Genomic DNA, 26,344 nt, shown 5'->3' with positions numbered 1-26,344 from the left:
ATGCCTGAATTCAGTGCCGTAGAAGGTATGAAATTCATTTACCCGATCCTGATCGGATTTATGGTGGTAGAGTACCTTGTAGCTAGAGAAAATTACGAACTAAAAGACTCATTAGCAGGGTTTGGTATTGCGCTGGGAGCTTCAATAGTAGCTTCGTTTACTAAAGTTTTCACGGTAGTTGTGGTCTTTCAATGGTTTTTTGATGTGTTTGCTCCTATCAGAGAACAGTACCTTGGATATACATCTATTGGATTTGCATGGTGGGCATGGATCTTGGCAGTACTTGCTGATGATTTTAATTTCTACTGGCATCACAGGCTGAGTCATACGGTTCGTGTGTTATGGGCTGCCCATGTGCCTCATCATTCTTCTAAAAATTTCAACTTTGCAGTAAGTATCCGAAACGGGTGGTTCATCACTCTTTATAAGCCTGTATTCTGGCTTTGGATGGCTTGCATTGGTTTTGAGCCCGTGATGATTGGTACCGCACTTATTATAAATGCTACCTATCAATACTTTTTGCACACTAAGCTTCTCGGTTCGCTGGGGTTCTTTGGAAAGATTTTCAACAACCCTTATGTGCATGCGGTACATCACTCCAGTAATGTGGAGTACCTGGATAAAAATCATGGAGGTATTTTCCTTTTCTGGGATCATGTGTTTGGCACCTGGCAAAATATTATCCCAGGAGTGGAGCCTAAGTACGGAATATTAAAGGATCCTGAGACCTATAATCCCATTAAGCTAAACACCCATGAATTTGAAGCCATCTTCAAGGACGTGAAGAAAGCAAAAAATTTGAAGCAAGCATTGATGTACATATTTGGCCCTCCAGGCTGGAGTCCCGATAACAGCACCTTAACCGTAAAGCAGATACAAGCAGGTGCGATCCCGCAGGGAGCGCCTTCCAATTCTGCTTCTGAAGCGGCCTAGATTGCCGATAAATCTTCATTAATAGAATCTCTTTTTGAATTATCAAACAATCAGATGAAATTTGCAGTTTTATTCGAAAAAGCAATCCACCTCTATCACTGTCACTCTAGTTCAAAAAAATAAAACAATAAGAAAAGTAATATGCCTGAATTTAGTGCAGTAGAAGGAATGAAATACATCTATCCAATTTTGGTTGGGTTTATGGTATTGGAGTATTTGGTAGCGCGAAAGAATTACGAATTAAAGGACTCTCTAGCTGGTTTTGGCATTGCATTGGGTGCTTCTGTTGTGGCAGCCTTCACCAAAGTATTTACGGTATTAGTCGTATTTCAGTGGTTTTTTGATGTCTTGGCGCCATTGCGGGAACAATACCTTGGGTATACATCTATTGGCTTTGCCTGGTGGGCCTGGATTCTGGCAGTACTAGCTGATGATTTTAACTTTTATTGGCATCATCGTTTCAGTCATACTGTTCGATTACTTTGGGCAGCACACGTCCCCCATCATTCCTCTAAGAATTTCAACTTTGCAGTCAGCATTAGAAATGGGTGGTTTATAACACTCTATAAGCCAGTATTTTGGTTATGGATGGCCTGTATTGGATTTGATCCAATTATGATCGGAACAGCACTGATCATCAACTCAACCTATCAGTACTTTTTGCACACCAAGCTTTTAGGATCTCTAGGCTTCTTTGGAAAGATTTTCAACAACCCTTATGTGCATGCGGTACATCACTCCAGTAATGTGGAGTACCTGGATAAAAATCATGGAGGTATTTTTATGTTTTGGGATCATTTATTTGGCACCTGGCAAAACATTATCCCCGGAGTAGATCCAAAATATGGAATCCTGAAAGATCCCGGGACATACAATCCGATTAAACTAAACACCCATGAATTTGTAGACATCTATAAGGATGTGAAGAAGGCAAAAAACTTTAAACAAGGGTTTATGTACATTTTTGGCCCTCCGGGATGGAGTCCGGATAACTCTACCCTTACAGCAAAACAGATACAAGCTGGTGTTACACCAAAAGAAGAATCTACTACTTCTGCAGCGGCATAGGCTCAACGTTTGACTTGATATATACATCGCGTTGAGGGAAAGGAATTTCAATTCCCTTTTCTTTGAATTTATTGAAGATTTCGAAATAAAGCTCGGTCTTCAATCTTCGTGGTTTATCCGTGTGAGTTGAAGTCCAGATGGCCAGCGTAAAATTGAGCGAGCTGTCTGCAAATTCATCAAAAAACACATGAGGCGCAGGGTGCTTTAATACATGCTCATTTTCTTGTGCCACTTTGATTAATACCTCTCTTACTTCCTCTGGATCTTCCTTATAACTAACACCCACAGGAATATCAAATCGTATATTTCGGTCATTATGACTCCAGTTAATGACCCTGGAAGAAATGAATTCAGAGTTTGGAACAATGATGGAAACGTTCTCATTTGTCAAAATGGTTGTTGCTCTCACTGAAATGTTAATTACATCACCCTCTGTATCTCCTACGACAATACGATCTCCAACCTTAATGGGCTTTTCAAATAAGATGATGATGCCCGAGATGAAATTGTCGGTGATGTTTTGCAAGCCAAAACCAATACCTACACCCAATGCCCCGGCAAGCAGACTCAAAGAACTCATGTCTATGCCTGCGCTCTGAATAATGAAAATAGAGCCCACAAACATGATCATCACACGTGTGATCAGGCCAATGGAATTTCGAGCACCTCTCTCCATATTGGCTTTAACCAATATTTTGTTCACTAAGAGGTTTCTGAATCGCTTTGCAACGAAAGTCAGTATGACGAAGCTTAGTACAAAATAGATAATCGTACCAAGTGTGATATTACTCTCACCCAGTTCAAAAAGGTTGGTAGTGAATATCTCACCCACTTTGGTTAGAAACTCAATTATGCTAGTCCAGACTTCTCGTAGTGACTCCATTTAAAATTTGTTTAGTAGTAAACCTACTTCAGAACTACGAGAATTGAAATATGGTTAGATTTTGCTTAAAATTTTATGCGCAGCATTATCTTCATCTCAGACGAGGTGTTGCCAATAGACTCGTTTAAACCAGAACCAACCACTTCTCTATCTCTAAAAGAAAACTGCGCGTACCTGAGCCAAACAGAGACATTCCGAATAGGGTCGTATCGTACCATAGCATACGATCTAACTCCGGTTCCATTGTATGCTGGAATTGAAAATGCATACAACACATCATTTTCATAAACATACTGGGCGTTATCAAAATCATCCGTATCGAAGAGTGCCATCCGGGTATTGAATTTTAGTTTCCACACTTCAAAATTTACATCCTGGATGATAGCAAATCCTTTTGTGTGCTCATTGCCCTCCTGTTGAGTGCTGCTTTGTACTTTCGTTTTTAGCTTCAGCCAGGGTTTCAGTTCATAGTCTATGTTGAAAATATAATTGTACTTGATCTGATCTGTCAGGATGTTCAGGTTTTCGCTTGGCATGGTTACCTGTCTCTTCTGCTGTCTGGCTTGTGCATAGAGTGTGATTTGGCGGGATGGAAAATGTGAGTATCGGATCAACCACTCATTCCCTACGGATGGCGCTTCCGTTCGGAATTTCAGCCATGGAAATTTAAATCGGTCGTAGTAAAGATTGAGTTTGTGCCTTCTGTTTGGTTTGATTGACAAGCCCCAGTAGGTGCCTCGCTCGTTGATGTTTCTGGAGTTTTCTGAAAAAGCATTTCCATAAAATGAATGAAAGTCACGATCATAGTTTCTGAAGACCATCGCCATATCAACAGTTCGTGAAAGACTTGCGACTAATCCGGCAACAGCACCTATTCCACCACTTTTGGATCTGGCTCCTTCGCCAAAGAAGGTGAAGTTTTGCCAGGTATAGTTAGCATAGGCGGATGTGATGAAGTTGTGATCTCCCTTAAACTCAAACTGGTTGTAGTTATTCGGCTTTCGCTGCAAAGGCCGGCTGTAATTACTATTAAGGCCTGATACTCCAATGATTAATCGTCGGTGCGGTTGATACTGAATCACAGCACCAACTGATTGTTCATTGATGCGGTCTTTTGAATTAAGCTCATTAGGTGTACGATGGAAGCCACTGCTTTGAATGGAATTGATGAATTCATCAAAATCTGAAAAAGTGGTATCGGTTTGCACGTTTCCATCCTGCTTTAAATCCGAATAGAAAAGCGTCATTTCAAAATCACCACGTTTTTTTGTTAACCCAACCCCACGAAAAAAACCTGATTCCAGTACGGAAGTATAAGGCCGGATTCCCAGGCTGTTTCGCTTGGTGGTGTTTACAGTTTCCGCTCCTTTACCTGCATTAAATCCAGCTCCAAAAACGATCCCCTGACCCACCTGTAGCTGAAAGTCACCGAGCATGATTTTCTCAAAGCCAAACTTATTTTCCAACATCAAATGGTAGGAATAGAAATCAAACCCTTTTTGATTCTTATTAAATGCAAACTCCTCGCCATTATCTTTTTCAAATGTGAAACCGAGACTAAAGTCGTTACGGTGGCTTGTTCTGAACCGTCCATATATTTTGTTTGGAGAGCCGGCATATCTTGAAGGAGGTGTTGTCAGTGTATCAATGACCTCATTATTTTCGTTTCTCACAAAAAAGGTATCGAGAGGTAGGGGAGCTGTGTATCCTTTTTGTTCTTCTAGTCTTCTTGAATAGCGGAGCAGGAAGTAATTGTTTTCTTCTGTCAATATTCGTTTTATCAGTGGTCGACTATCAACTCGAGACTCCTCAACAGTAACAAAAGGGAGCATCATTCGAATGGTTTCAAGATCCAATTCAGGGACGGCTTGCAATTCATTGATGGAGAGAAAATTGCCAAATTGATCCCGATATGTAAAGAAGTTGGATAGCTGAGCTGGATTTAAAATATACAGGGAAGCAAGCTCTTCAGGCTCGACCAAGTTGAGATTTAGTTTATTGCTATAATAAAGTAGTAATGATTCGTATATGTCCTCATATGCAACATCTTCATCTTGCACCTGAAACAGCCGTTCGGCAAAAATCTCCAGATCTATTTCGTCATTTTGTGAGTACAGTGGCAGACTGATAGCTATCAGTAGTATGGTAATCCACTTTTTCATTTTTTTATCGCGTATGCAATAGAGAGTTCGTGAATATTTCCCAATCGCGAATCGTTGGAAAATGCGTAATCAAACTTTAAATCTTTTGGGTGAAAGCCCACACCAAAAGCTCCAATAAATGGTTGTGTGCTTATACCTGTCCTTACAAATACATGATCAATGATTTGGTATTCAAGGCCGACCTTAAAAACCTCATCGAACTCAAGGTCTTTTTCTACTTCAACACTAATAATCAATTCATCTGACGGCAAATAGCTAAAGCCACCCTTCATGACAGTGGGAACTCTTTCTCCAGTTTCCGAAGACAACTCAGCCTGATTTAAGTTGAATATGTGCGCACCAAAGCGCATTTGAGGGCTTATTTCAGCAATACCTCCAAACTGAATAGCTAAAACCTGATGTGATCCAACAGTAGAAACGTGGTATTGGAGCAAATCCACTCCAAGCGCCAGGCTTACCATTTGAATTTTATTACCTATGGCCAGATGTAGTCGTTGTTGACTAAAAATGTCGTCTCCAAATTTGTAGAATCCCACCCCGGCATTTCCAAATGCATGATTGTAAATGGCACCAGCGCCAATTACCTGAAACTCCTTAACTCCATATCTGTTTTGGTAGGCAGCAAAAGCTGCGTGATTTTCCACCCGACCAAGCCCACCAATATTATTAAAAAGGCTGTATTCGTCTCCAATAGTGAGGGAAGCACCGGCCATTCCACTGCTTCTTCCTCCAAGGTTAAATGATCCATCCTGGGAACTAGCAACCAAAGCTGATATGAGCATTAAATAGGTTAGGAGGGACTTCATATATGCAAAGTATGCATTTGGTTGCTTTATTTCAATAAGAGTAAATTAAGGTGCAATGAAACTACCGGGTTCGATAATTATTATGCTAATCATCTTTAAGTTGCAAGCTCAGCAAGCAGATACCTTGCGATATGCGGATAATAGCCTGAAAGCGATAGGGAAAACTGAAGATGCTGAAAAAGTAGGCATATGGAAATACTATTTCCCAAATGGAAATCTGAATGCCATTTTGACTTATGAAAATGGACATCTTGATGGAATCCAAAAATACTATTCGTTTGAAGGTAAACTTATTAGTAAGGAGTTTTATCAAAATGGGCTACCTCAGGATTCTGCGAAGTACTTCTATCCCTCCGGCAAACTAGAGAAAGAAGGCAAATACGAAAACGGATTTTATGAAGGAAAGTGGGTTTTCTATTATGAGAATGGAAACCTTAAGCGCATTGGAAACTATATCCTAGGGCTTCCAAATGGAGAATGGGAGTTTTTCTTTGAAAATGGAAAACTTAACCAAAAAGGCGAGTTGAAAGATGGTTTAGAGGAGGGTAGTTGGATCTATTATGATGACGCTGGCAGCCAGCTATACGAAGGAAGTTGGGACAATGGAGAAAAAATAGGGGAGTGGTATTATTTCAAAAATGGAAAAAAGAAAAGGTGGAAGGTATTCAAAAAGACATAAACAAATAGCAGTGGGCAAGTTTGCCCATTGCCAACTGTGCTCTACCTCTCAAGAGCTTTTACTCTTTCCTTCAAGGGAGGGTGTGAATAATGCACAAACACAAAAGCAGGATGCGGCGTAAGGTTTGATAAATGATCCGCACTCATTCTTTTCAACCCGGTAATTAAAGGTGTTCCGTCATAGGTTTCTTTGGCATAAGCGTCTGCTTCATATTCATTCTTTCGGGAGATCACATTGCCGATTATTCCCAAAAGCGTAGAAATAGGGGAGTATAGAATACCGAAGGCCAGCAGGTTTAAATGCAATGCGGATGTTTGACCTCCCATTGCCCAACTTACCTCAGCACTGTAGGCCATGCGAGAAAATAGAAATAGCATAAACCCCATCATTCCAATGCTGAAAATGGTGGTAAAAAGGATGTGCTTCTTTTTATAATGTCCCACCTCGTGAGCAAAAACGGCAGTGAGCTCTTGTACTGAGTGCTTTTCTACCAACGTATCAAAAAGCACTACTTTTTTCTTCTTGCCAAGTCCACTAAAAAAGGCATTTCCCTTGCTTGATCGCTTAGACCCATCCATGATAAAGATGTTTTTCAACGGGAAGTTTACTTTATCACAGTACGATTGAATGGATGATTTTAGCTCACCTTCATCCATCGGTGTGAGTTTATTGAAAAGAGGAAGGATGAGTGAGGTATAGAAGAGATTGGCAAACAGCACAAAAGCCGCCATAATCGCCCAGAAATAGTACCAAAAATCACTTCCAATTGCATTCACTAAATAGATAAGTACACCTAAGAGTAAACCACCTATAATGATGGTTAGAATATACCCCTTGATTTTATCTAGTATAAAGGTCTTTACGGTCATCTTGTTAAATCCGTACTTCGCTTCGATTACAAAATTTCGGTAGATGGAAAAGGGCGTATTAATTACGTCTGAAACAATGAACAGAATGCCAAAGAAGAAAAGTGGTGAAGTCAGGTTGTAAGGTGAAAAGGTTCTGATCCACTGATCAAGCATTCCAAACCAACCATTGTAAATGGCTAACACTAAAAGCACAAAACTGAAGGTTGCCGAGAACATGCTAAACTGAGAAACCTCAGCCTGATACGCCTGCGATTTGGCATATTTCTCTTTATCATATATGCCTTCCAGTTCTTTGGGGATTGGCTTTTTAGCACTTTTCCGATTAAGGAAGTTAAGCACTCGTTCCAGTGCAAAATCGAAAGTAATAATTGCCAGAAGGATGGTAAAGATGGTTTGTTCGGTCATGCTGGCAAATTTAGTGTGACTGTGTCACCTAAAAAATAAACGGAATTGGGCACTTCAGTCTTCGTACATCAGCGGCAGGTTTTAGCGGGTCACCAAGGCTAAAGGAATATGCGATGCTAATTTCGTGCGCTCCTCCTGTTCCTATTCCTAAATCTGAAAGCGTGTAATCAAAGCTGTATCCGAAAGTAGTGCGGTTAGTTTGCATGCCAAGCATGAAAATCAATGCTTCATTATTCACTACGCCATCGGTGTTTTTAATAGGTATGCCTCTATACCACAACCCAACTAAAATTGGGTCCAAAGTGAAGTAAGCGCCTATATCCAATTGATCAAAATCTCCCTGTGTCCGATAGTTGAAACTTGGAGTGATGGTTCTTTCTCCAAAGTCTGTCCTTGTTGTGCGAGGACTCAGCGGAATCCTATATCCGCCATGAATAGAGAATCTTCGTGGTAAAGGTGCATTCCCGCCTGCAATACTTTGATTGGGCTCTAATACATGATGGAGTGCTCCTCCTAGCCAAATCGAAGGGTTATAAAGAACGCCTCCAAAAGAAAGATCAAAAAACCGCGCATTTAATCCGGTATTGAAGTTTTCGCCAGTGGTTGGTCGTACCTGACCGGTATTATCAAATTGATCACCAAACGTGAGTTTATCAAAATTTAGGTCACGCAAATAGTAAGCAGCCTGCACTCCCGGACGAAACGTCCAATCATAATTCAGCTGAACCTGATAGGCATATTGCAAACCAATTGAGGTGGAGCTCAGGCCGGCGATTCCCTCTCGGTCCCTCGTGAAGATAATTCCTGCACTGCTGTAATAGTCCTCGAAGTGATAATCAAAATATGCTGAGAATGTCTCAAAATTTGCATCCAGGTTTGGCCACTGCGAGCGGTAATTTATCCCCATACGTCCTTTTTGGTTGATGCCAACCAATCCGGGATTTAGATATAGCGGAGCAGCATAGTACTGGGAAAACTGAGGGTCTTGCGCCTGCAAAGTGTTTTCCTGAGAGAGGATGCCGTAGATTGCTGTGAAGAGAATTACCTTCCTTATCATGGAAAATGTTGGATTAGAAATCGTTGAGCAAATTATAAAATAAATACAAATCGGCTTAAGTTTTGTTGACTAACATACGTAATGTAACGACAGCAGGAACGTTAGTATTTTGATGTAATTGATACTGTTTTACTTTTAAATCTTCATATCATGTCCAAGTGTCCTTACATTGTTATTGAATAAATCCCGATTTACTTGGGTTAACCGTATTTTTACAAAGTGTTGTGTATGAATAAGGACATTTCTATGATTCAATTCCCCTACAAATCTGCATTCAGCAGATTCTTATTTTTCGTCCTGCTATTTATTGGTTCTTCCACATTGTCTGCTCAAAATGTAACCGAGACACGGTGGTATTTTGGAAATTCGGTCGAAAACTTGGTCTTTGACCGAAATGGAAGAGATGTTTATCTTCAGACAGATCAGGCAATTCCGTTCGGAGCGGCAGGAGCTGCAACGATCACAGATCAATTCACTGGAAACTTACTTTTCTATACCGATGGGATTAATGTATATGATGCGTCTTATTCCATCGTTCCAAATGGGGCAGGGCTTTCTGGTGTATCTTCTGTGAACGTTCCTGTGGTTACCTGTCCAGTAACGGATAATCCCGGACAGTATTATTTGTTTACCAACTCTGGACCCGGAGGAGTCAATGAAATTCAATATACCATTGTGGATGCCACTATCCAGGGAAATGGCTCAGCTCAATTTCCATATGGTGATGTAATAGCAGGAATGAGCGATGTTTCAATCGGGTTATCAGATCCTTCCGAAGGAATGCTCATCATACCCGCTGGAGATGGAGAGTTATTTTGGTTGATTTCTCAAAATCGTAACACCTTTGAGATACAAGTGACTCAGGTTGATGCCGGAGGAGTTGGCGCAACAACCAATTATAATTTTACAAATGCAACCACACCGGGTTTTGAAGCGTCTCATTTTGCTTTCAATGCGGACTCTTCTAAATTGGCCATGGTTCCGAGACGTTCCAATCGCAATATTTGGATGATGAATTTTGACCCTGCTTCAGGTGTCTTAACATTTGATCAGACCTTAATAGGAACTGGTTTCAATGACGACCAGGGAGAGTCCATCTACGATGCTGAATGGTCGGGAGATGGATCAAAACTTTACTTTTCACGATTCGGAAGTAGTGGTACAACAGGGCAGCTCTACCAAATAGATTTTAACGACACCACTCAAACAGTTAATTCAATTCTACCAACTCCAATTTTTCGAAGCTATGGATTGAAACGAGCCCCGGATAATCGAATCTATCATTTGTATCAGGAAACGAATGCTTCAGCATTCAACCTTGGAAGAATTAATCAACCAGATAGCATCGCCGACTCAGTTCAATATCAACGACTGGTATTCCCTGATGATTTCAACGCAAGACAATTTTCAGAACACACCCCTGCATATAATTTCACATTTGATACACTTGGATTTTATTGGATAGATAGCTGTGAAACCAACATTACCAAATTCTTTCCGATAGTAGAACCTGTTCCGAACAATCTGTTTTGGAGTTTTGGTGATGGAGGAGGTAGTAATGCATGGATTCCAAACTATCAGTATCAGGCTGCCGGTGGTTACATGGTAAGTCTAACAGCAGAAGTCAATGGGATTACTCAAACAATCACTCAGCCGGTTGAAATTCTTACGAATGACCTGATGGTAGACCTTGGAAACGACACTACGATATGCGTCGACGAAATTTTAACGCTTGATGCCGGTACCGGAACTTCTTTTGTCTGGAGCACCGGAGAGACTACCCAAACTATCGAGGTGGATACTGCGGGCACCTATTGGGTAGAAGTAACTAATGCAGCTGGATGTACGGGCTTTGATGACAAAGAGGTAACTGAATATGGTATAGCAAATCAAACTTCCAATCAGTGGTACTTTGGTGAGCAGGCCGGGATTGAATTCACGAATGGCCCTATAGCGATACTGGATGGTAATCAGCAGGATGCATTGGAAGGATGTGCTACTATTTCTGATGTAAATGGTGATTTGCTGTTTTATACCAATGGATTTACAGTCTGGAACAAAGAACATGACGTCATGGTAAATGGAGACACCATAGGTGGTGAGCAACGTTCTGCCCAAAATTCATTGATAATGCCCTTCGCCGATGACCAGACAATGTTTTACATATTTACAACTGAGCGGGTTTACGGAGATGACGAATATGCTTTGCGTTATTCCATTGTGGACATGAAAGAAGATGCAGCCAGGGGTAAAGTCATTGTGAAGAATGTAAAACTTATGGAAAATAGCACCGAGCGAATCACAGGTTCCGGGTTTACAGGTAATGATCTTATCGTGGCGCATGAGTTTGGTAACAATACGTTTCGAGCTTACCAAACAGGAGCTCCGGGTTTAAGTGGGGCTATTTTTTCTCCCGCTGGTGAAATTCACGACTTTATGCAAGAGCTGAGTGCTACCGGGTATATGAAAATTTCTCCAACGCTCAATCAAATTGCAGTCAATATACCAGGTACCAATCAGGTAGAAATTCTTGACTTTGATCAGGGTGAAGTATCAAACCCTCGATTGATTGATACGGGTGAAAGCAATTTATATGGCATGGAGTTTTCACCGGGAGGATTGAAACTCTACCTCACCACATCTTCGGGTGCTTCCAAACTAATTCAATATGATCTTGACAGTTTAAATTCAATGGATCCGGTTGCTGATATTTCAGCCACCAAGTTTGATGGCTACACACAAGGCGCAGATTATGGGGCGCTGCAGCTTGGGCCAAATGGAACCATTTATATGGCTATTGATAATTCCGGGACGATTGGTACCATTGATGCTCCCGATGGCGATGATGCTGGAGCAGCATTTAATCAAAGTGGCTTTGATCTTGCAGGTAGGACCAGCCGACTGGGTCTTCCAAATTTTGCTCAAAATCAAACTCCTCCTTTACAACAGCCAAGTATGACTGTGACGGAAGGGTGCGCTGGTCAACCATCTACATTCTCAGCGGTAGGAAGAGATCCAAATAATCAAATAGAAAATTATCTATGGATCTTCGGTGACGGAACATCCGCTGCAGTTCAGGATACAACGCATATTTATGATAGTCCCGGTACTTATACTGTCCAGCTGATGCTCAGCAATAGGTGTGATACAGATACTACCATGACCCAAACAATCACGATCAATAACCTGCCGGAAAGCCCAACTGTGCCAACCGATACGGCTCTTTGTGATCAACCAATTGTACTTACAGCCTGGCCGATGAATAATCCGGATTTTTCTTACTACTGGAGTACCGGTGATACAAGCAGACAAATTACCGTCAACAGTGCCGCAATAATTGACGTGGCGATTATTAATAATGTGACAGGATGTACTTCTGATACCTTGCAGGTATTTCTGGCAGACGCCAGACCAGCGGTGGATTTGGGCCCTGATCGTTCGCTTTGCCAAAATGACCCAACGATCACATTTGATGCTCAGGTGACCAGAGCAACTTATGAGTGGGCCATCGATGGAGTGGTTATGGGGAATAACAGAACCTTCGATGTAGACACTACCACTGTAGGAGTTTTCGAGTATACGGTGGCGGTGACCAATTCTTTTGGTTGTATTGGAAGGGACACAGTTCAGGTGACTATCCAGCCTCAACCTGACGTTACAGTCAATCCTAATGCCACTACAGGCTGTGGCAATGACGATGGTACAGTTGATTTGACTTTTAATACAGCAGGAAGCTATTCCTATCAATTGAGTGGGCCGAGCAATTTTGGACCCGCCAATTTTGATGGGCCGGGCACAGCTCCTACTATCACAGGGTTATCACCTGGCAACTATAGCCTTGTAGCAACTAATCTGGTCACAAATTGCGACTATCTGGAAATCGTGCAAATAGAAGATCCCGGAAGTTTTAATATGTCGGTTTTTAGCACAGGTAATTGTGATAATCAGGTAGAACTGACTATTTCAGGTACAACACCGACTCTACCTGCTAGTTATGATTATGAAGTGCAGGATTCAAATGGAATTATAGTGTCCAGTGGGACAGGTTCAGTAGATCCGCTTGTTATCGCAGGATTAGATCCTGGCACTTTATCAATACAGGTGACTGATAACAATCCACCAAATTGTGTTGAAACCGAACAGATAACAATCATGCCAGGAAATGAACCAGCTTTCACTTTTGATGCCATTCAGGAAATATGCGGCACCTCAGGAAGAGTAGGTATTTCAGATGGTGGTACAGCCGGAGTATCGTATGCATGGACTACCGTAGATGGAAACATAACCAGTACAGCAACAGGTGACTCCATTGATGTTGATATGCCGGGAACCTATACAGTAACAGCCACTGCCCCTGGATTTTGTGACCGGTCAGAAGATATTAGAGTAGATTTCAATGCAACCCCAACTTTAGCCGTGAATGTGGAAGGAGATCCGTGTGAAGGGCAGGTTACCTTGGTGGCAGAGATCACAGGGGGTAGCGGGTCGTACATCTACAATTGGAATGATGGAAGTCAGGCTATGAGAAATACCGTGACAGCATCTGGAACTTACAATGTAACCGTATTGGATCAGTTTACCGGATGTGAGATCACTTCAGGAAATACGGATGTGGAAATTCAAACAGAGTTTACGGTGACGCTAAGTCTCAACCCGGACTGTGACAATAATCAGAATGTCCATGTGATTGCTACGACTAACTATTACAATCCATCAGTAACATATGAATGGCAAGATGGAAACGGCAATGTATTGGCTGATACAGATTCTATACTCACCGTTACACAATCGGATAGGTATACCATTACAGCAACAAATGAAAACGGTACTTGTATGGCTACAGATGCATTAGATGTAGCTGTTATACCAATCAATCCGGAAGATTTATTATTACCGGAAAGGGCTACTTTTTGCACTGGCAATGCGAATAACCCGACAGTGGATCTTGATCCCGGAATTTTTAATACCTATGAATGGAGACTCCTTCCGGATGATGCAATCATATCTACTGACCCTGTGCTTACAGTTTCAACAGCTGGAACCTATGAAGTTACCATCTATAATGGCTTTACCTGTGTCACAGATAGAGTAGAGGTAGTGGAAGATTGTCGTCCGGTAATTTTTGCTCCGAATGCATTTTCACCAAATGGAAATGGAGTGAATGAAGAGTTTTTTGTATTCCCGAATGACTACATTGACACGTTCGAAATTCTGATATATACAAGATGGGGTGAGCTCGTTTACACTTCGAATAATCAGGACTTTCGGTGGAATGGTATTTATAGAGGGGCGCTACTTCCGCCAGGTACGTATGCCTACATTTTGAAATTTTCAAGTTCTTTAGCGCCTGATTTAGGAACTATCGAACAATATGGTTCTGTTACGCTTATAAGATAGAAGATGAGCTATTTCGATGATATTTATACACGTTTGTTTGGGAAGGGTAAATCCCCAACCCAAATCCTTGTAAACGAGATGATCAAAAGAAGTCAGTCGTTTGTGAGACGGTTTCAGGCCTGGAAAACTTCTGACTATTGTGCAGAGTTTCTAAATGATCTCTGGCAATCTTATTTCTGGAGAAAGCAAGGGGTAGATAAAGACCCGCAAATACTTTTGCTGGAATCTACTTATAGCAATGGTTTTGCAATTAATTATGAAGCGAAATACGGTAAGAATAATTTTCATTATCTGTTTGATTATTTGGCGGATCAGGTGAAGAAGCTCGATTATAGGCTGGTGCTGAGCAGACACACCATGCGGGAGAAGGGCGATGTGGTGGAATCGAAAGAAATGCACTACTTAAAGCCAAGAAGAGGTCAAGTAGAGCCGATTGATCAGAAATATGGAAATGTTCAAATTGAGTACATTGAAGAAAATGATCAGCCAACACGTATCAAATTGATAGCAAATTCGTATCCTGACAGGAAATACAAACAAGCTGATAACTTTGAGGATCTAGCTCAGTATATTTTTTCAATAAAAAGTAAACAATAACAATAGCATGAGAGTAGTCACTTTAATCATGGTCCTGATCTTAGGAGCAGTATCAATTGAGTCAGCGGAAGCACAACTGCTTCCAACTAAATTAAGAGTTACCGTGATAGACGGACTGGGAAATTTCATTGAAGGAGCCACGGTAACCATATATGCAAATGAAGAAGATTATCTGGCCAGTGAAAATGCACTAGCTGTTCAAAAAACGGATAAAAAGGGCCGGGTAACATTTAAAGATGTAGAACCTAAGTCTTACTTCGTTGATGCACGGTTAGGCGATAAAAATAATGATGGTGAAGGGGTGAAGACAGGAGAATTGTCAGAGGGGCGCATAAACAAAGTAAATACTGTAATCGAATAGATTGAAGAAGCTTTTCTGGTCAGTCTGTATATGCCTGCTAGCAGGTACTCACGAATACTTCTCACCTGAATATACCATTGAAATTTCGGATGAACCCTCTGAAATTGGAGGTAGAGAAGATTTGATGGGTCGTAGTGAATATTTAAAAATGCTCACTGCTGATCCGATTACAGGTGAGGTACCTCCAAACATCAGAAATGCAGAGCTCCTTTTCGAGAAAAAGCTACAGTACAAAACTGCTCATTTACGCACGCAACAGCTGTCCATTGAATCCGTTGGTCCAAATAATGTTGGTGGGAGAACCCGTGCGGTTGCTTTTGATGTCCGAAATGAGGATATCATCCTGGCTGGTGGTGTTTCAGGAGGAGTATGGAAAAGTACAGATGGGGGGATTTCCTGGGTGAAAAAATCAAATCCGGAAAATAGAAATAGTGTAACATGTATTGTTCAGGATATTAGACCAGGTCATGAAGATACCTGGTATCATGGGACAGGAGAGATTGTTGGTAACTCGACCCGCGGAGGTGATGCGCCGTTCCGTGGGGATGGTATTTATAAATCTACAGACAATGGAGAAAGCTGGAATCCTATTGTTTCTACACAAGATTCTGATCCTAATGTTTTTAATAGTCAATTTCAGTACATCTGGAACATAGAAATAAATCCGGAAAACCAGCTGGAAGATGAGCTTATTGTTGCCGCATTCGGTGGAATATTGCGATCGGTTGATGGTGGTGATTCATGGGAGGTGGTACTTGGTCAACAGCTTTTCAATTTGGATGAATCTGTTGATCTGAATGAAGTAAATGCTTCTTTTTATACCTCACTTGAAAGATCAGAAAATAATGTGTTTTATGCTGGGTTGTCAACAGAAACTTCAACAGACGTTCGTTCCCCTGATGCCGGACTATATTATTCACTGGATGGACAGGAGTGGATAGATATTACACCATTGACTAAAGAATCGAGGTACCGAAGAGTGGCCATTGGATCAAGCCCATCCAATCCGGACATCACTTACTTCATGCTCGACTCAAATCCAATCTTTATTATCGAGCATAACCTTGCGCAGATGAACAGCTCAAGCAAAGTCAAGGGGTTTGATCCTAATCCAAGGGTTGTTCCTAATTTTGAAGCTGAACTTGGTGATTTAAATACACAGGGATCATATAATATGATGATTAAAGTGCATCCTGAAGATCAGAACACTGTATTTATTGGAGGCACTAACCTGTACAGATCCACGGATGGGTTTCGAACGAAAGGGAACATTAAATGGATCGGGGGATATGACCCTGGAGGCGGTAGTGGAATTTATCCAAATCATCATCCTGACCAGCATGATCTTCTTTTTCTACCATCCAATCCAAATACTGCTCTTTCGGCTAGTGACGGAGGGCTTATCCAATCGAATGATATTACTGCGGACTCTGTTTTCTGGCAAAGCAGGAATAATGGATTTATCACCTCACAGTTTTTCACAATTACACAATCCAGGCAGGCTAATGATCCTACCATAATTGGAGGCATGCAGGATAATGGTACAGACATCACCGGAGGAGGTAAAATTTGGCAAGGTGTGCTTGGTGGTGATGGAGCCTATGCTGCCACTACTAAAGACGATTTACTTTGGTTTACTTCATTTCAACGTGGACAAACACTACGATTAACTTTAAACGAAGATTTCAAAATCAGCTCTTTCGGTCGAGTAGACCCGGGGGGACTTGTTGCATCATCTGGGTCAATCTATTTATTCGTAAACCCTTTTGTTTTAGATCCAATTAATCAAAACAGGATGTTTTGCGCTGGAGGGAATCATTTATACTATCATCCAAACGTATCGCAAATTCCCGGTGGATCACAGATTCCAAATAGTACCGGGTGGATTAAAGTAAATGAAGACCCTTTAGAAGACGGATTGGTGAGTGCTATTGAAGTATCACTCGATGGAGAGAAGGTCTACTTTGGCACAAGCGCTGGTGAGCTTTTCAGATTAGATAATGCTGGTTCTGAAGTTGATTTTCAGGTCAGCGCCATCTCGGGACCTTCTTTGCCAGACAGTGCATACGTCTCAAGTATTGCTGTAAACCCTGAAGATCCCCAGCACATTCTTGTAATTTTTTCAAGCTATAATGTGCCGTCTATTTTTGAAAGCCTGGACGGAGGACAAACGTTTGCAGATGTGAGTGGAAATCTAGAAGAAAATTCGGATGGGTCAGGTAGTGGCCCAAGTATTCGATGGGCAGAGATCATTCCCAAAAACTCAGGAAACTTGTTTTTGGTTGGTACAAGCGTTGGGCTTTACAGCACAGAAAATCTGAATGGAGCATCGACTACCTGGATCAAAGAGTCAGCAAACTTTATCGGGAGTTCAATAATCCCTATGATGGATTATCGGGCAAGCGATGGACGTTTGGTGATTGCCACCCATGGAAATGGTGTTTTTACTGCTGAAATTACAGATTTCAAACCGATCACAGTGCCAACGACTGAACCCGAATCTTTTCAGATCCTGACAACCTATCCAAATCCATTTTTGGATGAGACGAGTATACAATTCACCATTCCCCAGGATGGAGAAGTACGTATCGATATACTGTCTGCCAATGGAGAACTAGTCAACACCATATTATGGGCACAACAGTATGCAGGTACTAATTCCGTAAGGTGGGACGGAACAACTCCTTCGGGTACTTCATTAGCTAATGGGATTTACTTCTACCGAATCCAGTATCAGGGGCAGTCCAAGAGCGGAAGGCTCCTTTTGAGACGTTAACGGATACTCAGCACAAGAAGGAAATACGCTATTACCATTACCCAGAAGTGATAATTAACCACATTTGGAATAATTCCTAAGTCCATTAAAATGACAAGAACGGCAAGAATAATGGATATGATTCTAAGTGTATTTTTTGATTTACTGGTCATAGTCTAGGTTTTAGACTAAAATAACTTGAAAATTAGAGAAGGTAAAAGAAAAACAGCCATTAATCCCCTCCTTGGAGGGGAAGGGGTGGGTTAACTATAAAATGGTTTTCTAAAAAGGATAGCCTTTTTAACAACCCGTCAAACTCCTCCAGCAGAGAAGATTATTTATATCCTTTTGAATCATTTCAAAAATCCTATTCAACATCAATCAATATTTCAATGCCACATGGCAAATTGAAATGTAAGGTTCATCTTTGCAGTCAATTTTATTTTCGGTGGCAGAAATAGGAAAAAATATTGAACGGGCTAAATCGCTTCTCCAAATGGGTGAAGTTATAGGCATTCCAACGGAGACTGTATATGGTTTGGCAGGGAATGCGCTCAGTGAAGATGCCATCTTAAAAATCTATCAGGTCAAGAATCGTCCCAAATTCGATCCACTTATCGCGCATGTCGATTCACTTGAAAAAGTGGAAGGCATGGTGAAGAAAATCCCGGACGAAGCGCGAATACTGGCGAATCAGTTTTGGCCAGGACCCCTCACTATTTTGCTTGATAAGAAGCCTGGTGTACCCGATATTCTTACATCCGGCCTTGACCGGGTAGCAGTGAGAATCCCTAATCACGCTACTACGCTTAAATTGCTGAGGGAGTTGGAGTTTCCCCTTGCAGCTCCAAGTGCAAATCCATTTGGGTATGTGTCACCCACAAGTGCAAAACATGTCCATGATCAGTTGCAGGAAAAAATACCTTATATATTGGATGGCGGCCCTTGTCACATTGGTTTAGAGTCTACCATTGTTGGATTTGAGGATGGAGAAACGGTGGTTTACAGACTCGGAGGAACAAAAGTAGAGGCTATCGAATCTGTGGTTGGTGAAGTAAAAATCAGCGTAAATATGAGCTCTAATCCTGCAGCACCTGGCATGCTGAAATCACACTATTCACCAGGGAGAAAATTGATACTGGGTGATATTTTAGAGAACTTAAAAGGGTTAAATCCTGACACAACTGGTATTATCTCTTTTAGTAAATGTTATGATATCCCGAAAGATAATCAGGTTGTTCTTACTTCGTCTGCAGATATAGAAGAGGCAGCACGAAACATCTTTGCTGCATTAAGGAAAATGGATCAACCACACATTGAGGTGATACTGGCAGAGTATGTTCCGAAAGAAGGATTAGGTATTGCAATCAACGATCGTTTGAGACGAGCGTCTGTTTAACGATTATTCTCCGTATTCTCGTTTATAAATTTTATCAAATGGTGTGAGTTCACCATTATCATTGATAAAAAGTGTGTAATCAAATCCTTTACTTGATTTCAGTGCAGCATTCTCATCCGTATGCTTAATTAAAGTAGCCGGGCTTGACCGGAGCAGTTTTGGATAGTTGTAATTGATTCGCTTGAGGTCACTGGAAATGATCATTTTGTTAAAAAGCGCAGAGACTTTAATCATAGCCACTTTTTTATACAATGGTGAAAATTCAAGGTTATCCAATTTATAGATGGACGACCCTTTTGTTGCATGCCGCATCCCAATGACGCACAGAATACCTTTGTCAGGATGCTCCTCAGTTAGCGAGATGAATTTCTTATAGATAAGCCGGTCTCTGAATTTGTAATTGTTATTGGGGTTGGTGTAGTCAAACGTTAATCCATCATCCATTTCCAGGATCATGGTGGCAAACTGAACAAAATCTTCTCCAAAGAAGCTTGTATAATCATCACTCTTACGTTCCATCTCATCGATGGTCATAAGGATCAAACTTTCCACAAGTTCACGGTCATAATAATACATGACGGATAGTCCCTCATAGTTTTCCCGATGTTCTCGGGTATTATTGAAAAGCTGTTTAAACATACCAACAGTCCCTTGCAACGATTCTGGAATCTCCTTTTCTCCAATTAACTCATTGATAACGAAAATTGCTGCAGCCATTTTGTATTCAATATCAATGCTTTTGACAATGATCCTGTCTTCATCCGGTATTGATTGATTAAATGCGTATAAATCCTCAAAAAACTTCCAGTTTTCTCTTCCCCAAAAGAGTGTGTTCCGAATGATTTGTCGCAGGTGTGTGGTATCACCAGAGCTTAGATAGGTATTAATCATATGAGCAGCACTCGCTCCTTGCTCTATTGCAAGTATTCGAACATTGGCGTTACTGTGAAGGTGTTGGAGCACCTTCATTGTTGCTCTGGGCACTTTCCTTATATTGTGCCAATGCTCTGCCAGCACAAATACCTGGTTGCTGTCTACATCAATCAATTCATACCCATCAAAATTGTCATCGTCTTCAATGCTTACAGGTTGAATATACGAAGGTATTTGAGCGCCAGAATGGATGCTGACAAAAAGCCAAACAATAAAAATGATGGATCTGGTAATCATTCAAGTGAGCAACGCCTTTATTAACTCGAAATTACACGGATCAATACTTTGCAGGTTTATTTCCAGGTAATGTTTTCTGAATAAACTCTCTTAAATGATCATTGCTGCTGATTAAATCCTCGTTTCTCAAGTACATCATATGACCACTTCGGTATCCTTTGAAGGAAAGCCGATCTTTCATTTTACCACTGGGGTCTATTTGCCACATGGTGTATTTTGCATCAAAATATTTAGTGGCTCCATCGTAATAGCCACTTTGGATCATGGTATGAAGGTATGGGTTTTGTGCCATTGCCTGCCTGAGGTTTTCACCGGTATTATTACCATCTCTATTCCATGGATGTACGGGCCCAAACATGTTGTATTTCATATCTGTCTCGTACTTCAAAACGTTTTTGTAGTAGTAGTTAATAGCAGGAGTAAAGGCATGAAGCCAGCTGGTAAGCTCTGAGTTAAAGTCCGGTCGGTCACCGCCTTCCGTGCGATCTATTCCTTTGTATCGTGAGTCTAGTCGACCGACGGTAAATCCTTCCTCTCGAAGTAGCTCTTTCCAGAAAAAGGAGGCAGGCACGTCCAGATTGTACTGTAAAATGGCCTTTTCAGAAATGCCAGAATACCTTGCCATCATACGAGCAGCTTCTTTCTTTTCCATTTCACTTACAAATCCACCCTTAACCAGTATGGGCATTAGCTCTTGTATGGAATAAGTCTCAACCTCTTCAAGGACTTCCAGTAAATCTTTGCTCTGCAAATCTTGAGGCAGCTTTTTATGATACCATGCTGCCGCTGTAAAATAAGGTACCCGCAAAGCTGCGCCAAGCGGGCCATCTCTTCGGCCTCTGCCACTGTGGATCCCCAGCTCAGTTGGGGAAACCAGAATCACCCCATTTAAATACATCCATTGTCTGTTTTGCAGTTCCAATGCAAGCCCGGAAACACGAGTGGTCCCATAACTTTCGCCTATCAGATACTTTGGAGATTCCCAACGATTCATTCGGGTAACGAATGTGTTGATCCATTCAGCCAGATAGGATATGTCTTCCTGAACCCCAAAGAAAAAATCCCGCTCTGTATTTTCAGTATCAAGGATTCTGGAATAACCTGTATTTACCGGATTCACAAATACAATATCTGCCATGTCAAGTATTGAGTTAGGATTGTCTTTTACACCATAGGGCTGAACTGGAAATCCTTCATCATCCACTTTCAAAATTTTTGGTCCAGTGTAGGCCAGATGCATCCAAACTGAAGCCGAGCCGGGTCCCCCATTGAAGGAAATGAGGAGTGGGCGAGAAGCTTTATTTTTTATATCAGTACGTTCATAGTAGGTAAAATGTACCGCAGCAATGGCTTTTTCCTCATCATTCCATACAGGTTGAGTACCTGTTGTTGCTTTGAAAGGGACAGACTTGCCTTTGACGGTAATTTCATGATTCGTACTTATAACTTCATCTGCAGGAATGGATCGATCCTGAGCATGGATGAAAAAGAAACAAGTCAGAAGGAATAAGGTGAGGGTGTTTCGCATGGTATCAATTATTAAGATTTGATTAGAAAATTACGCAATAGCATCCGATGCTGAAAATCAAAAGACATGCTCGGTCGATCTGCATGTTTTTCGGTAAAATAATGGCTAAAGAAGCGAAAGAAGATTGATAAAGAAATGTGTTTGATTCTCTGCGTTTTTTGAGAGCTCAAACCGGAAGGTGATATCATTGATAATAACCAGATCCAATCCTGTGCCTATGCTGTACAAGTATTTATCTGTTAGTAAGGCACTTCCTTCATAGTTAGGAAACCCAATTGCATATCCTTGATCAAAGAATATTTTGGCGTAAATAGTGATGGGTAACGTCTGGAACTGACGCAGAGGCATTGCTTTGCTAATATCATATTTTCTACCGAATAGCTGATGCTTAAATTCATTGCGCTGCATTACATAAGAGCTCGCTTCAATGATGTTAAGGTCGTAACCTCGTAATACTTCTCTGCCAAATCCCATTGAGGTGTAATTGAAATAGTTTCGATCTTTTGCTGGAAATGTACTTACACCACGGAGGTTACTCGCCAGGAAGAAGTTGTCCTTAAAAGACCAGTATTTTGTTAAGCTGATCCCAGCACGCCAGTAGTCTACATCATTGTATAAGCCAAGGCCAACCTTTGAGATTCCGGCTCGATAAAGCTCACCTTTAGTCGGATAGTTTGGGTTGTTGCGCCTATCCCATACATACGAATACGCGAGTGAAAAATATTGCTGCTGAGTTTTTCCATCTCCAAGATAATTGGGATTAAGGCTGGCGACAGTATCGGCAATGTCTACTCGCAAATGACCAATACTTGTCCGATGGTATGAATAGAACGAACTCCTGTAGGAATGAACAATTGAATTGGTAAAGGCTTTACGAAGGATATTTTCACGAGAAGAAGTAAATCTTCGGACATTATCAATGGTGGTTACGGGCACATTTTTCGCTTCAAAGTAGCTGGAGCTAATGAGTAAGCCGTTTTTTTGTTGTTTGTCGATATAAGGAATGCGATAGTGCAGATTAAGCACTGTTTCAAATCCTGTTTGCAGCCATAATCTTAGCAATTCACCGCGCCCGCGAAAATTAAATTGGGAAAGCTTTAAACCATAATTGACACGGCTCAAGTCACGATCCCTGTTGACCCACCAATCGTTGAAGTTCCGATCTGTTAGTCTGAAAATAGGGAATGGATAAAAGTACCATCGTTCATCTACAGTAATCTTAACGTCAGTATCTCCATTTTGCTTGTTTGCCAGCTCAATGTTAACTTCATTGAAAAGGTTTGTATTGTAAATGCGATTACGATCCCAAACAAACATGCTGTCCAGCTGGTAGCGCTGGTAGGTGCTATCTTCAGCAAAGCTGAGCTCTCGCGTGATCATCTGAGGTTTTGTCTTAAAGTTTCCCTCAATGATGATTTTGCCAATTGTTAATAGTTCAGTGGAATCATTTTGAGCAATTAGGCCATTGAACGAACCTAGCAGGAGGATAAGTAAAAATGTAAACTTGTGAATGTTCAATCGGTTCGCGTATTTATCGATGTACGTAACGTGCAAACAGAATGATTTTTTGCTGCGCTTGCAAATCTGAATGGTACTTTTGTAAAGTGCGCAACGTCTTGAAGCAAATCCTTATTTTTCCGGTGCTCGTGTATCAATATACGATCTCTCCATTATTTCCGAATTCCTGTCGGTTTACTCCCACATGCTCACAGTATACAAAGGAAGCGATCCAGAAACATGGGCTAAAAGGACTTTGGATGGGGCTGAAACGAATAGGAAAATGTCACCCATGGGGTGGGAGTGGGTATGATCCGGTTCCATAGTCATTGAGTTTGGTACGATAATTGAATTTTGGTGATCAAATCACTCACCATGATCCAAAGAAACCTAATTCTATCTGTTTTATTTTTTAGCTCATTTTTATCTGTATCTCAGGTACGTGAGGTGAGGTCCAGAGCCAACGCATTTAAAAACAGCAGTAGTTCATACTCCTCTAATAGTAATAGTTCTGATTATTCGTATTCTTCCGACGACAGTGAAGGAAGTCTGTTTTTAATTGACCTATTCATAGGTATGATGCGACCAATGGTGCAAGGTGTAAGTCTTGCACAGCAGGCCCAGCTGGAAAATATTCAGGAAGAAAGATGGCGGGCAGGGTTAGATTTGAAATTGAACGGTGGAATCAATTTTAAGGAAGCCGAATTCTTTGATACGCAAATGCTCAGAGCAAACTATGGCTTATTCTCAACCCAATTGAGGAGGTTTAATTTAAATGATGTTTCTGGCGACTTTACTACTATCGACTGGCAGATTCTTCAGCTTAACCTGATTAATACTGAAAATCTGAGATGGGTAGTAGGTGGCGGTGTTTCAAATGAATATCAGACCAGTCAATCTCACTTTGAATGGACGACAGACTTGTATGTAATGACCAATCGATTTATGCCTTACATAACCTACCGAAAATCGGGCGATGGATATCCCAGGGAGGAATTCTCAGTTCAGATGGAATACCGTCCTTTTAAAGAAAAGAATGAAGAATTTGCTTTCGGAGCGGGATACGTACATCAAATGAACTATGACGTACGGTTTGATTTTGTGACGGTAGGGGTGAGCTTTTATTTGAAGTGACTAAAGTATAGTTTCAGATGGTAGTTCAGTCTGGTACAGCAAGGTTAGTGAGTTGATCTTAGCAATTAGATCTTGCAGACTTAAATGAGTTGATGAGTTAAGGTCCTGGGCTTTCCACTAGCAATACAATCTTGTATTGCATTTTTGATAGCAATAGTTTCTATTTTTTTTCTTCACGCAAAATTTTCTCCATTTTGCGGCCTTTGGCCAATTCATCAATCAGTTTTTCCATCCGTCTGCAATCACGATACAATGCAAACTCTTCAGGTATTTCTTCAATACGATACCCGCAAACCACGCCTTTAATCATGTGTGCATTTTGATGGACTTTGGCTCCCTCAAAGAAATCTCCAAAAGTTCCATTGCCGGCAATAAAGGATTCTAATTTATTCTGATCATAACCAGTTAACCACAAGATAACCTGGTCGAGTTCTTCTTTAGTTCTACCGTGCTTTTCTATTCTATTCAGGTAATGCGGATAAATGGACCCGAAGTTCATTTTCGCGATTTGTTCATTTTTTTCTACTGTAACTTCTGCCATGACGTTGAATTTATTGGTCGTAATGCACAGATGTGAGATCTGGCATCCAAGCTTACTTAATTCCTATGAAATTAGCTAAATCTTAAGATTCTCGAGAGGTTGTGTGCATGAAATGCGTGTAAGAGTAATCTGTCGCGCCTGAGTGTGTATTCAAAGCCTGTCTGCTGGCAAGGACAGAGCGGCAGATAAGCGGCGAGATTAGCAGACACTTGGCAGATGGCTAAGTAAGGCTATGTGCCATTATAGTTTTTTAGGCTTGATCTCATACTTTACAGTTTGTCTCTTATCAAATTTACCATCTTGCACTTCCAAGTTGAAGTTAGGATATTTCAGCGGAGTAACTGATATTATTTTAGGATTTATAAAGGGGCCAATCTCAAATAAAGAACTATTAATATATTCTCCATCTGCAGTTATTGAGATAAGGTAACTGACCATAACTTCATGTCCGTCTTTAAAAGATTCAATCTTAGTTCTCTTAGTATCTGCGAAAGGTAAAATGGTTGCATTTAAACCATCATTATACAGCGAATGCTGACTACTCCTATCTAAATAAATATTGGCTAAATAATAATTTAATCTGTCTTCAGATGAGTGATCAATGATCTCAATTTTTTGAGACTGACAATTAAACAAAATGAGTTGATAGAATAGAATTAGAATGATTGTTCTCATAATTTTAACGTGTTGAGAAATGTATATGATCTTTGTGAGGACTAATTCCTTTCTTATCATAGTCCCAGGTGTTAGTCTCCTTCGAATACTTATGTTTAAAAAATGGTCCATAGTTCTCTCTGACCTTTTCATATTTATCCATCGCCTTTTGTAGTTCCTTAATTTGATTTGTTAGACCTGATAAAGCCATTCTATCACCATTAATGCTATTAATGTCAACTGCCGTACCCCGAGAATGATTACTGTCTGGGCCATGATTACCATTCGTTGTAGCATAAATATTGATACTTGTAATTTTCTCTGAATTGGAAAGATTCTGGTTTGCCTCCTCCAATGCAAACTTTAAACCATTTATAGTATGTTGAGAAATTTTTTGATTAGAACTTTTACCGTCAGATGTATATGTTTTAAAAGGCAATTCTATAGAG

Annotated in this window: 22 protein-coding genes; 10 read left to right on the top strand and 12 right to left on the bottom strand. The window is 40.9% G+C overall.

Annotation, left to right across the window (positions count from 1 at the left end):
• Both CHB71_RS17160 and CHB71_RS17155 read left to right on the top strand, forming a co-directional pair.
• On the top strand, positions 1-933 hold the full coding sequence (locus CHB71_RS17160; protein ID WP_089358186.1) for a sterol desaturase family protein: 933 nt from the start codon (positions 1-3) through the stop codon (positions 931-933).
• A gap of 141 nt (positions 934-1,074) precedes the next feature.
• Positions 1,075-2,001, top strand: coding sequence for a sterol desaturase family protein (locus tag CHB71_RS17155; protein WP_089358185.1), 927 nt, complete (start codon positions 1,075-1,077; stop codon positions 1,999-2,001).
• Here CHB71_RS17155 and CHB71_RS17150 read toward each other — a convergent pair.
• The 3 genes from CHB71_RS17150 to CHB71_RS17140 form a co-directional block, all read right to left on the bottom strand.
• Positions 1,982-2,884, bottom strand: a complete 903-nt coding sequence (locus CHB71_RS17150; RefSeq protein WP_089358184.1) for a mechanosensitive ion channel family protein — start codon at positions 2,882-2,884, stop codon at positions 1,982-1,984. The two genes, CHB71_RS17155 and CHB71_RS17150, sit on opposite strands and share 20 nt — an antisense overlap.
• Positions 2,885-2,949: 65 nt before the next feature.
• Entirely contained in the window at positions 2,950-5,046 is a 2,097-nt protein-coding gene (locus CHB71_RS17145; RefSeq protein ID WP_089358183.1) for a ComEA family DNA-binding protein, read from the bottom strand.
• Positions 5,043-5,852 carry a PorV/PorQ family protein gene (locus CHB71_RS17140; protein WP_144017475.1) on the bottom strand — a complete coding sequence of 270 codons (810 nt, stop codon included), beginning with the start codon at positions 5,850-5,852 and terminating at the stop codon, positions 5,043-5,045. The genes CHB71_RS17145 and CHB71_RS17140 overlap by 4 nt, the downstream gene beginning before the upstream one ends.
• 82 nt (positions 5,853-5,934) lie before the next feature.
• Between CHB71_RS17140 and CHB71_RS17135 the strand changes: the two genes are divergently transcribed.
• Positions 5,935-6,531 carry a toxin-antitoxin system YwqK family antitoxin gene (locus tag CHB71_RS17135; protein ID WP_221406757.1) on the top strand — a complete coding sequence of 199 codons (597 nt, stop codon included), beginning with the start codon at positions 5,935-5,937 and terminating at the stop codon, positions 6,529-6,531.
• 41 nt (positions 6,532-6,572) lie between these two features.
• Here CHB71_RS17135 and CHB71_RS17130 read toward each other — a convergent pair whose 3' ends face one another.
• Complete coding sequence (locus tag CHB71_RS17130; protein ID WP_089358180.1) at positions 6,573-7,805, bottom strand: M48 family metallopeptidase; 1,233 nt, start codon at positions 7,803-7,805, stop codon at positions 6,573-6,575.
• A 28-nt stretch (positions 7,806-7,833) separates the two neighbouring features.
• Positions 7,834-8,862 (bottom strand): PorP/SprF family type IX secretion system membrane protein, encoded by a 1,029-nt coding sequence (locus CHB71_RS17125; protein WP_089358179.1) that lies wholly within the window; start codon positions 8,860-8,862, stop codon positions 7,834-7,836.
• Positions 8,863-9,090: 228 nt separating this feature from the next.
• On the opposite strand from CHB71_RS17125, the gene CHB71_RS17120 reads away from it, so the two are divergent.
• From CHB71_RS17120 to CHB71_RS17105, 4 genes are read left to right on the top strand one after another with little or no spacing between them, the layout of a single operon-like run.
• A complete protein-coding gene (locus CHB71_RS17120) occupies positions 9,091-14,259 on the top strand; it encodes a PKD domain-containing protein (protein WP_089358178.1) in 5,169 nt (1,722 codons plus the stop codon).
• A 3-nt stretch (positions 14,260-14,262) separates the two neighbouring features.
• Positions 14,263-14,856 carry a hypothetical protein gene (locus CHB71_RS17115; RefSeq protein ID WP_089358177.1) on the top strand — a complete coding sequence of 198 codons (594 nt, stop codon included), beginning with the start codon at positions 14,263-14,265 and terminating at the stop codon, positions 14,854-14,856.
• 7 nt (positions 14,857-14,863) lie between these two features.
• Complete coding sequence (locus CHB71_RS17110) at positions 14,864-15,217, top strand: Ig-like domain-containing protein (protein ID WP_245811344.1); 354 nt, start codon at positions 14,864-14,866, stop codon at positions 15,215-15,217.
• Position 15,218: 1 nt separating this feature from the next.
• Positions 15,219-17,993: a FlgD immunoglobulin-like domain containing protein gene (locus tag CHB71_RS17105; RefSeq protein ID WP_089358176.1), complete on the top strand. Its 2,775-nt coding sequence runs from the start codon at positions 15,219-15,221 to the stop codon at positions 17,991-17,993.
• Here CHB71_RS17105 and CHB71_RS18890 read toward each other — a convergent pair.
• A complete protein-coding gene (locus CHB71_RS18890) occupies positions 17,990-18,145 on the bottom strand; it encodes a hypothetical protein (protein WP_179213461.1) in 156 nt (51 codons plus the stop codon). The genes CHB71_RS17105 and CHB71_RS18890 overlap by 4 nt on opposite strands.
• Before the next feature lie 275 nt (positions 18,146-18,420).
• Here CHB71_RS18890 and CHB71_RS17100 point away from each other — a divergent pair, with 275 nt between their 5' ends.
• Positions 18,421-19,371: an L-threonylcarbamoyladenylate synthase gene (locus tag CHB71_RS17100; RefSeq protein ID WP_089358175.1), complete on the top strand. Its 951-nt coding sequence runs from the start codon at positions 18,421-18,423 to the stop codon at positions 19,369-19,371.
• 3 nt (positions 19,372-19,374) lie between these two features.
• Here the strand turns inward: CHB71_RS17100 and CHB71_RS17095 are convergent, their stop codons facing one another.
• The 3 genes from CHB71_RS17095 to CHB71_RS17085 all read right to left on the bottom strand — a co-directional run bounded on the left by CHB71_RS17095 (position 19,375) and on the right by CHB71_RS17085 (position 23,587).
• Entirely contained in the window at positions 19,375-20,541 is a 1,167-nt protein-coding gene (locus tag CHB71_RS17095) for a TraB/GumN family protein (RefSeq protein ID WP_089358174.1), read from the bottom strand.
• Positions 20,542-20,581: 40 nt separating this feature from the next.
• Entirely contained in the window at positions 20,582-22,069 is a 1,488-nt protein-coding gene (locus CHB71_RS17090) for a S10 family peptidase (RefSeq protein ID WP_089358173.1), read from the bottom strand.
• Between the two features lie 105 nt (positions 22,070-22,174).
• Positions 22,175-23,587, bottom strand: a complete 1,413-nt coding sequence (locus CHB71_RS17085; RefSeq protein ID WP_144017474.1) for a BamA/TamA family outer membrane protein — start codon at positions 23,585-23,587, stop codon at positions 22,175-22,177.
• A 98-nt stretch (positions 23,588-23,685) separates the two neighbouring features.
• Here CHB71_RS17085 and yidD point away from each other — a divergent pair, with 98 nt between their 5' ends.
• Both yidD and CHB71_RS17075 read left to right on the top strand, forming a co-directional pair.
• The gene (yidD, locus tag CHB71_RS17080) at positions 23,686-23,892 is read left to right on the top strand and encodes a membrane protein insertion efficiency factor YidD (RefSeq protein WP_407918765.1); all 207 of its coding nucleotides are present in this window, start codon (positions 23,686-23,688) and stop codon (positions 23,890-23,892) included.
• A 49-nt stretch (positions 23,893-23,941) separates the two neighbouring features.
• Entirely contained in the window at positions 23,942-24,700 is a 759-nt protein-coding gene (locus CHB71_RS17075; RefSeq protein WP_089358170.1) for a hypothetical protein, read from the top strand.
• Between the two features lie 160 nt (positions 24,701-24,860).
• Here the strand turns inward: CHB71_RS17075 and CHB71_RS17070 are convergent, their stop codons facing one another.
• The 3 genes from CHB71_RS17070 to CHB71_RS17060 form a co-directional block, all read right to left on the bottom strand.
• Positions 24,861-25,241 carry a DUF2200 domain-containing protein gene (locus tag CHB71_RS17070; protein WP_089358169.1) on the bottom strand — a complete coding sequence of 127 codons (381 nt, stop codon included), beginning with the start codon at positions 25,239-25,241 and terminating at the stop codon, positions 24,861-24,863.
• A 240-nt stretch (positions 25,242-25,481) separates the two neighbouring features.
• Complete coding sequence (locus CHB71_RS17065; protein WP_089358168.1) at positions 25,482-25,916, bottom strand: hypothetical protein; 435 nt, start codon at positions 25,914-25,916, stop codon at positions 25,482-25,484.
• 4 nt (positions 25,917-25,920) lie between these two features.
• Entirely contained in the window at positions 25,921-26,334 is a 414-nt protein-coding gene (locus tag CHB71_RS17060; RefSeq protein WP_089358167.1) for a hypothetical protein, read from the bottom strand.
• Positions 26,335-26,344: the final 10 nt, after the last annotated feature.

It is taken from the genome of Ekhidna lutea (assembly GCF_900188325.1).
In the GTDB taxonomy this organism is placed as follows: Bacteria; Bacteroidota; Bacteroidia; order Cytophagales; family Cyclobacteriaceae; genus Ekhidna; species Ekhidna lutea.
Note: the sequence above shows the minus strand (reverse complement) of the source record. Positions and strands in the feature narration are given on the sequence as shown.